Origin of the sequence: Methanoregula sp. (assembly GCF_049690535.1) — an archaeon.
GTDB lineage: Archaea > Halobacteriota > Methanomicrobia > Methanomicrobiales > Methanospirillaceae > Methanoregula.
In genome coordinates, this window is record NZ_JBAVMX010000068.1 from 1 (window position 1) to 9,561 (window position 9,561).

Below are 9,561 nucleotides of genomic sequence, written 5' to 3' on the forward strand. Positions count from 1 at the left end.
CGGGAGGCCAGCAGCAGCGGGTTGCTGTTGCACGGGCGCTTATTAACGATCCGGATATCCTTCTCTGCGATGAACCGACAGGAAATCTCGATTCAAAGACCGGCGCGAGTATCATGGAACTCATGACGGAACTCAACAGGAAAGGCTCGACCATCATCGTTGTCACCCATGACCCCCACGTTGCCAGTTACACGAACCGGACGATCCGGATTGTGGACGGGAGAATTGAAGAATGAGCACCATATTCTGGGAGATCTCCAAACGAAATATCCGGATCCACATGCTGCGCTCGAGCCTTGCGATGCTCGGGATCATCATCGGTGTCGTCGCCATCGCATCCATGGGTATCCTCGGGAACAGCATGGTGCAGGTGGTTTCCGCGAGCCTTTCTTCCGTCGGAGACAGCGTGATTGTTATGCCATATGTCGGCGGGGGCACGCACTTTGGCGGCGGGGGCGGGAGCTCGGCGAACCTGGTGCTCACCGACCAGAATTATCAGCAGATCAAACGCGTGGTCGCCCCGAACGTGGCGATTCCTGTTCATTCGACATCGGAACACATGAAAGTGGGCGTCGGAAGCGACGACATTGTGGCGACTATTTACGGGCTCCCGCCGGACAAGACAAAAGACCTACTCCCCGATCTCGAAGCCGGGGACTACAACAACGGGAACTCTGGCTGCCTTGTCGGATCGACGTTCGCAACGGATCATAACGTCAAGGTTGGTTCGCGGATTTCCATCGGGACCGACGGGCAATACGGCACGCTCAGGGTGACCGGTATTATCAAGGAGCGGGGGATGAGCTTTGATATCAGTACCGATAGTGCCATTGTCGTGACGCAGGACTGGTTTGAAAATACCTACAATGATAAGGATCAATACAGCGAAGTGGTCGTGAAGGTCACCAGCGGCGATACGGCAGATGTGAAGACCACCATCGAAAACCAGCTCAACCGGAATATTAAAGAAAAGACCGTATCCGTGATCGACAGCAAAGCAACGCTAGCCACCATTTATCAGACGTTTGGCACGATCACGACCTTTGTTACGGCCATCGGTGGTATCTCGATGCTTGTTGCCGGGGTCTCCATCTTCAATATCATGATGATGTCAGTGAACGAGAGGATTAAGGAGATCGGGATCATGCGCAGCATTGGCACCCAGAAAAAAGAGGTGATGAGTATGTTCATCTACGAGGCTGCCATTATCGGTGTCACCGGGAGCCTGATCGGGGGGTTCATCAGCGTCCTTGCCGGATACGCGATAAGCTCCCTGATGCTCAAGACTACGGAGTACCTCTTTACAGTGTCGAGCATGATGTCCGTTGTCGAGGGCGTCGGGTTTGGGATCATCATCTGCATTCTCTGCGGGTTATACCCTGCCTGGCAGGCGGCAAACCTCAATCCGATCGATGCCCTGCGGCACGAGTGAACTTCTTTTTTGAAGGGATACTTCTATTACCGGCCGGGTATACCCTCCTCTTATATGGCGAGGCCTGCATCCATGGTGGATTGTTGCGATATTGACTGGAACGAGGTCTGGAAGGCCCGGCAGGACCGATACGATGCCGCACAAATCGCCGGAGATACTTCGCATGACTGGGACAGAAAGGAGAACGCGGACCGGTACGCGGCACAGTCTGTCGGTGAATTCGAAAAACGCGTCAGGATGACCATGGACGGCCTTGCAGTCAGCCGTGCGACACGGGTGCTTGACATAGGATCCGGACCGGGGACGCTCGCGATCCCGCTTGCAGCAAAGGTACGGGAGGTCACTGCAGTAGAACCCGGAGCAGGGATGATAGCGGCGCTCAGGGAACGGGCAAACAAAGAAAGGATCACAACCATTACCTGTATCAAGAAGAGGTGGGAGGACGTGGATCCCACCCACGACCTTGCCGGGCCGTATGACCTTGTAATTGCCTCGCTCTCCCTCACGATGCACGATATTCGTAAGGCCGTGCAGAAGATGGACGCGGTCTCGTGCGGTGAGGTCTGCCTGTACTGGTTCGTGGACCTGCCATTCTGGGAGCGGGTGCACGCAGACCTTGCCCCGCCACTTCACGGGAGCCCCTATTATCCCGGACCAAAAGCGGACTGCCTCTGGAACGTCTTGTACCAGACAGGAATCTATGCAAATGTCGAGATGCTCCCGCTGGACAAGGAGTACCGTTTCCCGTCCCGGGAGGAGATGACGGCATTTTTTAAAAGGAGGTTCGGTGTGACGACCGAAAACCAGGAGCGGGTGCTGGAGTCGTACCTTTTACCGTTTGTACAGCAGGATGGTGCCGATTTCGTGATCTCCGGCACATCGACGTTTGCGAAGATCTGGTGGAGAAAGGAAAAGTGAGGCATCGAAACGGGGTTCGCCTCCTTCCAAGGCATCCGGTTTTTTAAGGGTCTACCGCGGGTGCTGAACCCCGGGTCTCATGACCCCGCATCCATGAAAGAACGCCGGCAATACCGATTATAATGACTGCCGCCAGGAGGGCAGCATCGATCCCCCGTATGAATGCATCGGAAACTCCGCCCACGAGATTGGTGGTGCCGATGAAGACCTCGAATGCCACATCCCTCGGAATTGAGGCGGCAGAGACCGTGATGGCGATCACAAAGCTTCCCAAGATCCCGGTATTCTGCATAGTCCGGAGGATACCGGATATTCCGCCGTAGGACCCCTCCGGGGCATTTGCCATGACGGCACTGTTATTGGAGGGAAAGAACATTGCCGTCCCGAGGCCGGAGACGCCCGATGCGACCAGCACCTCCCAGAGCGGGGTATCAACCCTGAAGGTCACATAGATGAGCGTGGCAATGATGAGCATCACGGTCCCGGAGGTTGCGAGCGCCCGTGCCCCGTACCGGTCGGAAAGCTTTCCCATATATGGCGAGAGCAGGCTGCCCACGACATATCCTGGCGTGAGGAGGAGGGCGGCATCGAGGGGTGATAGGGCCCGGATGCCCTGCAGGTACATCGTGATAAGGAACACCACCGACAGGTACCCGAGGCTGAGGAAAAATGCCGCCAGCATGGAATATCTGAGAATCCGGTTGTGCAGTGCAGAAAAATCGATGATAGGTCGTTCTGTCCGCCGTTCGAAAAGGACGAAGATTACAATGAAGACCAGACCGATACAGAATGCGGCAATATTCAGGGCTGCAGTCCCCTCGGTCGCAAAGTCCACTCCGGCAAATGACAGAAAGGTGAGCGCAGCACCAAGTAGGATCATACCGGTGATATCAAGCCTGGCATGCACCCGGGAGTTATCTGTCAGGTACCGGAAGCCGAGAATGGTAGCCGCGATGCCGATGGGGATATTGATGAAGAATATGTATTCCCAGCCGAAGTAGGTCGTGATGATCCCGCCAAGCACGATGCCGAGCATGGCGCCGCTTGTCCAGCCCAGCGAGATGTATCCGAACGCAGTCCCCCGCACGTTGGGCGGAAAGGTATCGGCGATGATCGCCCCGCTGTTCGCCTGCATCAGTGCCCCCCCGACTGCCTGTATACCTCTTGAGGCGATCAGCCAGTAGATACCGGGGGAGAGGCCGCAAAATAACGACCCGAGTGTGAATATCCCAAACCCGGCATTGAACATCCGGCTCCTTCCATAGATGTCACCGATCCGGCCAAGCTGGGTGGTGCAGACGGCGACCACAAGCAGGTAGATCAGGATCATCCAGAGCGTGGTGATGAAAGCCGCATGAAGTGATTCTGATATGGTGGGAAAGGCGAGAATAACGATCGTGGAATCGAGCGATCCCATGAGCGTACCAAGCATGAGGACGGATATGATGACCTTCTGCTTTGTGTCCATGCGGTATCTATTGGAACATTACCGCGAAGGGTTAATGTACCTGTCGAAGGGGTACAACGAGAGGATATATTTATATTAATATACGTGGCATTGCCCACCATGCCACTCAAAGAGCAGATCATGGAAGTCATCGGTGGACCCCATGTTGCGGCGGTTGCCACGCTGGACGGGAAGCTGCCGGCCGTGCGGTTCATGGTGCTTGCCGGCTTTCCCGACATGACTTTTGTCGGGGCGACGATGAAAGCTTCGAAAAAGGTTGGGCAGCTGAAGAAAAACCCTGACACGGCCCTTGCCATCTGGTCGGGAAAGGAATACTCTGACCCGTATGTCGATATCATCGCAAAAGGTACTATCCACGATGATGTTGCGACCAAGAAGAAATACTGGAACCCAATGTTCGAGCAGTTCTTCAAAACGCCGGAAAATCCCGACTTCGTCGTCCTCGTGTTTACCGCGGGCGAGATAACGTACCACGGGAAGAATATGTCAAGTATGGAAGTCTGGAAACGCTAAAAACGATTCCGCTAACCAGATTATTCAGACGGCTGATCCATCGCATCCGGCTACCGGAGGGATGGGTCACAGAAATAACCTGAAATGGCAGTTAAGGACAGTGTGACATTTTGGCCACTGTAAAAAAATGGGAGAATCGGGAGATGTTTTAGAAAATTTCCCGTCACCAGGAATGCTGTAAAAAAAGGGACCGTGTGACAGGACGGTGTATTCAGTTCCCGCCAGCCCGTCTGATCCTTTCCATCGCATCTTTAAGCCGGTCCATCGAGGCGGCATACGACAGCCGGATCCAGCCGGGAGCATCAAATGCACTGCCCGGGGTTGCAGCCACGTGTCCCTCTTCGAGCCACCGGGTAGCAATTGCCATATCGTCGCCATCTACTTTTACGAAGGCATAGAATGCTCCGTCGGCGGGAGCGGTCTTGTACCCCATACGGTTCAGTTCGGCGATAATGTATTTTCTCCGGCCGTCGAATTCCCTGCGCATTTCTTCGACGCAGCGCTGGTCACCCTTAAGTGCCGCAACTGCTCCCCACATGGTAAACGTGGTTGCCTGCGATACCGAGTGCTGCTGCACCTTGGACATCTCTTTGATGATCCTTACGGGTGCCACAGCGTACCCGAGACGCCACCCGGTCATTGCGTAGGCCTTCGAGAAGCCATTGATGGTGATCGTCCGTTCCGCCATATCCCCGATGGCAGCAAGCGAGATGTGCTCTTTACCGTATACCAGTTTCTCATAGATCTCATCGGACATCGCGTAGAGATCAAAATCCTGGCAGAGATCAGCGACAAGGTTCATGGACTTTTTATCGAATACTGCCCCTGACGGGTTCGATGGCGAGTTCACCACGATCATCTTGGTGCGGGGGTTTACCCGTTCGAGAAGTGAGTCGTCAAGCTGGAAAGTCTGCTGGTTGACTGCGTGCTTGACAATCTTCCCGCCCGCCATCTGGACACAGGGCTCGTACGAGACCCAAGCCGGCGTGAGAAGAAGGACTTCATCCCCTGGATTTAAGGCCGCCTCCATCCCCTCATATATGGCGTCCTTGGCACCGCAGGTGACGATTACCTGCTCGGGCTTGCAGGGGAACTTGTTCTCTGTTGTGATCTTTTCACTGACCGCAGAAAGCAGTTCAGGGATGCCGTTGCTGGGCGCATAATGCGTCTCTCCCCGGTTCAGGGCGTCGATGCAGGCATCTTTGATGTGTTTAGGGGTGTCAAAGTCCGGCTCACCGATCGAGAGGCTGATGACATCGATACCCTCCCGCTGCATCTTCTTTGCCCGGTTGGATATTTCGATTGTCGCGGACGGGGCAATCGCCGCAACCTTCTCCGAGAGCGGCCTCATTGTAATCGTTTGACAAGTTTTACGGCTGATTCAACGGCGCGCTTTGCGTAATCGATCCGCTCGTTCGCTTCAAGCCGGCTCATGCCGGGCCCGGAGATGCCAAGTGTTACCGGCTTCCCGAACTCCAATGAGAGGTCGATGATCTTCCGGGCCGCATGCTGCACGACGATCTCGTCATGCTGGGTCGCCCCTTCGATCACGCAGCCGATGGTGACAACGGCATCAACCTTTCCGGCTGCAAGCATCTTTTTTATGGCAAGTGGCATGTCAAAGGCACCCGGTACGTACAGGCACTCGGTCACTTCTGCACCGAGGAATGCGGCATGCTCCCGTGCCTCGATCTCCATCATATACGTGATGTCACGGTTGAACTCCGCGACGACAAATCCCAGTTTTGTCGGTTTTGTATCACACATCGTTGATCAACTCATGTTTGCGGTATTACCCAGTTGTTCCGTATGTATCCTGCAATTCCTCTTATAATCGGTTTTTTTCACCGGGCGCACATAACAGAGACTGCATCCGCTGATTGCGATAAAGATACGATCATCTTCTTTTTAAAGGTAATTACGGGAGTTTTACCGTATAACAGGCCTTCTTTTCATATCTGCCAGTCCCCCGGGTGAAACTCCTGCATCTGAAGAAACGCGTTGTGGGGTTCACAGGAGTGGTCATGAGGGTACACTCCCCACACCACTGGTGTAAAACGGTTACAAAAAAAAGAGAGAACTGCCCCGGGGGATGTCGGGATTTTTGCCTCACAACTCCCTGCCACCAGATCGTCGGGAACCCCGGTTTTGTTTCCTGATAGCGAGGAGAAAGACAACAGCGATTACAATCAGGATAATTATCACAACCAGAATGAGCATCCCGGAAGATCCATTTGCCGCTGATGTTGCCGCTGATCCGCTTACGGCAGAGGTTTCTGATGCAGCGGGAGCTGATGTCGTGGTTGCAGGGGTTAACTCCGGAACGGTTGTCGTAGTTGCATAGGTCATCGCTTGGACCGTGGTTGCCGGTACTGCTGATACGGTGATGTACCCGCTCTGGGTTAGGGTATTGCTGCCATCTGCATTGGTTGCCGTAAGTGCTACGGCGTAGGTACCGGCACTCGTATACGTGTGGGAGGGGTTTTGCAGGGTTGATGTATTCCCATCGCCAAACGACCATGCCCACGATGTCGGGACATTCGTGGACTTGTCGGTGAACTGGACAGTAAGAGGAACACTTCCCTGTGTCACATCTGACGTGAAAGACGCACCCGGGAGATTTGATCCAGAATTTACAACGATATAGTCCGATTCGGTCGTTACATTGCTCCCCGCTGAATTATACGCGGTCAATCCGACGGAATAGGTGCCGGCGGCGGTATAGGTATAGACAACGTTCTGGTCTGACGAGGTCCCGCCATCCCCAAACGACCATGACCAATTGGTGGGAGAATTTGTTGAAGTATCCGTGAAACTGACTGAAAGTGGCGCAGGCCCGGTGGTGATGTTTGCCGTGAATGATGCAACAGGGAGGGCGGGACTGACCGTAATATAATTGGTCTCGGTCACGGTGTTACTGCCGGCAGTATTGGTTGCTGTGAGGGTAACGGTATAGGTACCGGCCACAGTATAGGTATGGGATGGATCTTGGACGTTTGATACCCCACCGTCGCCAAACGACCATACCCAGGAGGTTGGCGTATTTGCGGAAGAATCGACAAACTGGACTGCCAGGGGTATATTTCCGGAGGTTGCCGTCGCTTCGAATGCAGCAGCCGGAACCGCAGCCACCTTGCTGACCGTAATATATCCGGTCTGGGAGATTGTGTTACTGCCTGCCGCATTGGTTACCGTAAGGGTAACGGTATAGGTACCGGCGGTGGTATACGTGTGGGACGGGTTCTGGAGGGTAGATGAACCTCCGTCACCAAACGACCACAGCCATGTGGTCGGGGCGTTTGTGGAGGAGTCTAAGAACTGAACTGGCAGCGGTGAGGTTCCCGAGGTCACTGTCGCCACAAAATTCGCGACAGGTGCAGCAGCTGATTTGGTGACCGTAACGTATCCGGCCTGGGTAACCGTGTTACTGCCTGCGGAATTTGTCACCGTAAGGGTAACCGTGTAGGTACCGGCCAATGTATACGCATGGACAGGACTTTGTATCGTTGAAATACCCCCGTCACCGAATGACCATACCCAAGAGGTCGGGGCGTTCGTGGATTCATCGAGGAAGAGCACAGCGAGTGGCGCTGTTCCCGAGGTTGCATTTGCCGCAAACGCTGCCGCCGGGGCTGATATCGCAGACGCCGGAAAGACACACAGCAGAGCGGCGATAAAAAAGGAAACGCCCATGAGCAGGGGGATTTTCTTCATAATATTCCTCCCACGGAGTGAGAACATGAATATGGAGCGGGAAGTGAGTGGAACATATGTACACCTTCAAAAGACCCCTCGGTCTTGTAGCAATCTTTTTGAGAGGTCAGATAATTGGGATTTCCGGATAAAATTGTTCCAACCCGGAGAAGCATTTCCCCGATAGCATCCTTTCCGATTACTATCTGAAGCATAATGTAATGTATGCGTGACATTTAATTAAATATCGCAGAAAGTTACGGCTGATACCGAAGCAGAAATTCCCATCAGGAGACGTATTTTTGAAGATCTGTCAGAATCAGTACCGATAAAAAAATTCTTTTTAAATCGGTAAGAGGGTCCCTACCTGTGGGCAGGGCCGGCATCCGGAAATCCCTGGCGCTGGCCGGTGCCGGCGTCTCTGGTGAGGGCTTCGGGGTGAAGGACGAGTTTTACCGCGTTCTCGGCATGCTCCCGGGTGCGCTGTTCGGCAAGCCACGCGAGTTCCGCATCGTCATTTGCCTCGTCCTCATGCACGAAGACCTCAATGATGTGGTGGTTCGTCATGAGCTGGCACATGATGAGCCCCTGCGATGCCTCGTGGGCGCAGAGCTTGTCCTTCTCCTTGCCGCCCGGCATCCCGAGAGCCATCACGATCTCACACCGGCGTTCTTCGATCAGTTTCTTGCAGGCGACCGGCAGGTCTTTTATGCCCGGGACGGTCACCCGTTCGATCGCTACGCTCGCGTGCTTTTTGAGCTCGCCGATGGCGATCGCTCCCATGTTGACGCGTGAGAAGGTGGTGTCAGCAACACCAACCCTCATCCCAGCACCTCGGCTGCCGCCTCAACACCGTCGCCCTTGACCTTATAGCCGGCTTTTTTGAGACCGTGCTGGGTCGCGGCGAGGGTCGCGAGGATCTCGGGGGCACCCACGGCGCCCATGGTACCGATGCGGAAGATCTTACCCTTGAGGTGGTCCTGGCCGCCGGCGATAATAATGCCCATCTTCTTTATTGTTGCCCGTACATCGTCGTCCTTGATGCCCTCGGGGTACGAGACTGCGGTGACGGTCGTGGCATACTCGTGCTTCGCGTCGAGTTTGGGGAACAGGGAAAGGCCCCATGCTTGTGCGGCGGCCCGAACAGATTTCGCCATCTTCTGGTGGCGGGCAATCCGGTTCGCAAGTCCTTCTTCCTCTATCATCAGGCATGCCTCGCGAAGTGCCAAAAACAGCGGGACCGCCGGGGTGTACGGGGTCTCCATCGGTTTCCCGGCGGCGCTCTTCTTGTACGCGGCAAGGTCGAGATAGTAGGGCGGGTTCTTCGTGAGCCGTTCCCATGCCCGGCTGCTCACTGCAACCGCGGCAAGCCCCGCCGGGGCGGCAAGGCACTTCTGCGAACCGACGATGGCGACATCGACGCCCCACTTGTCGGCTTCAAAAACATCGCCGCCAACAGAGGTGATGCCGTCCACGATAAAGAGTGCGTCGTGCTTGTGGGCCAGTCTTCCGACCTCCGCTGCCGGGTTCTTGATCC

General features: G+C 54.9%; 10 protein-coding genes. 4 read left to right on the forward strand and 6 right to left on the reverse strand.

Annotation, left to right across the window (positions count from 1 at the left end; translation table 11 throughout):
• From WCE46_RS05065 to WCE46_RS05075, 3 genes are all read left to right on the forward strand, one after another.
• Positions 1-236 (forward strand): ATP-binding cassette domain-containing protein (locus WCE46_RS05065; RefSeq protein WP_424732614.1); only part of this gene is annotated, 236 nt, incomplete at its 5' end.
• Complete coding sequence (locus WCE46_RS05070; protein WP_424732615.1) at positions 233-1,432, forward strand: ABC transporter permease; 1,200 nt, start codon at positions 233-235, stop codon at positions 1,430-1,432. The genes WCE46_RS05065 and WCE46_RS05070, both read left to right, overlap by 4 nt.
• 54 nt (positions 1,433-1,486) lie before the next feature.
• Positions 1,487-2,350, forward strand: a complete 864-nt coding sequence (locus tag WCE46_RS05075; RefSeq protein WP_424732616.1) for a class I SAM-dependent methyltransferase — start codon at positions 1,487-1,489, stop codon at positions 2,348-2,350.
• A gap of 43 nt (positions 2,351-2,393) precedes the next feature.
• Here WCE46_RS05075 and WCE46_RS05080 read toward each other — a convergent pair whose 3' ends face one another.
• Positions 2,394-3,818, reverse strand: a complete 1,425-nt coding sequence (locus WCE46_RS05080) for an MFS transporter (RefSeq protein ID WP_424732617.1) — start codon at positions 3,816-3,818, stop codon at positions 2,394-2,396.
• Positions 3,819-3,917: 99 nt separating this feature from the next.
• On the opposite strand from WCE46_RS05080, the gene WCE46_RS05085 reads away from it, so the two are divergent.
• On the forward strand, positions 3,918-4,331 hold the full coding sequence (locus WCE46_RS05085) for a pyridoxamine 5'-phosphate oxidase family protein (RefSeq protein ID WP_424732618.1): 414 nt from the start codon (positions 3,918-3,920) through the stop codon (positions 4,329-4,331).
• 211 nt (positions 4,332-4,542) lie between these two features.
• Here the strand turns inward: WCE46_RS05085 and WCE46_RS05090 are convergent, their stop codons facing one another.
• The 5 genes from WCE46_RS05090 to WCE46_RS05110 all read right to left on the reverse strand — a co-directional run.
• Positions 4,543-5,682 carry a pyridoxal phosphate-dependent aminotransferase gene (locus tag WCE46_RS05090; protein ID WP_424732619.1) on the reverse strand — a complete coding sequence of 380 codons (1,140 nt, stop codon included), beginning with the start codon at positions 5,680-5,682 and terminating at the stop codon, positions 4,543-4,545.
• Positions 5,679-6,098 (reverse strand): 6,7-dimethyl-8-ribityllumazine synthase, encoded by a 420-nt coding sequence (ribH, locus tag WCE46_RS05095; RefSeq protein WP_373006362.1) that lies wholly within the window; start codon positions 6,096-6,098, stop codon positions 5,679-5,681. The genes WCE46_RS05090 and ribH overlap by 4 nt, the downstream gene beginning before the upstream one ends.
• Positions 6,099-6,440: 342 nt before the next feature.
• The gene (locus tag WCE46_RS05100) at positions 6,441-8,045 is read right to left on the reverse strand and encodes a PKD domain-containing protein (protein WP_424732620.1); all 1,605 of its coding nucleotides are present in this window, start codon (positions 8,043-8,045) and stop codon (positions 6,441-6,443) included.
• 342 nt (positions 8,046-8,387) lie between these two features.
• On the reverse strand, positions 8,388-8,849 hold the full coding sequence (gene ribC, locus WCE46_RS05105) for a riboflavin synthase (RefSeq protein WP_424732621.1): 462 nt from the start codon (positions 8,847-8,849) through the stop codon (positions 8,388-8,390).
• A partial coding sequence (locus WCE46_RS05110) for a pyridoxal-phosphate-dependent aminotransferase family protein (RefSeq protein WP_424732622.1) occupies positions 8,846-9,561 on the reverse strand: 716 nt, incomplete at its 5' end. The genes ribC and WCE46_RS05110, both read right to left, overlap by 4 nt.

Coding starts and splice junctions, on each gene's coding strand:
- WCE46_RS05085 (WP_424732618.1), top strand. CDS start 3,918: ATGCCACTCAAAGAGCAGATCATGGAAGTCATCGGTGGACCCCATGTT.
- WCE46_RS05090 (WP_424732619.1), bottom strand. CDS start 5,682: ATGAGGCCGCTCTCGGAGAAGGTTGCGGCGATTGCCCCGTCCGCGACA.
- WCE46_RS05100 (WP_424732620.1), bottom strand. CDS start 8,045: ATGAAGAAAATCCCCCTGCTCATGGGCGTTTCCTTTTTTATCGCCGCT.
- ribH (WP_373006362.1), bottom strand. CDS start 6,098: ATGTGTGATACAAAACCGACAAAACTGGGATTTGTCGTCGCGGAGTTC.
- WCE46_RS05080 (WP_424732617.1), bottom strand. CDS start 3,818: ATGGACACAAAGCAGAAGGTCATCATATCCGTCCTCATGCTTGGTACG.
- ribC (WP_424732621.1), bottom strand. CDS start 8,849: ATGAGGGTTGGTGTTGCTGACACCACCTTCTCACGCGTCAACATGGGA.
- WCE46_RS05075 (WP_424732616.1), top strand. CDS start 1,487: ATGGCGAGGCCTGCATCCATGGTGGATTGTTGCGATATTGACTGGAAC.
- WCE46_RS05070 (WP_424732615.1), top strand. CDS start 233: ATGAGCACCATATTCTGGGAGATCTCCAAACGAAATATCCGGATCCAC.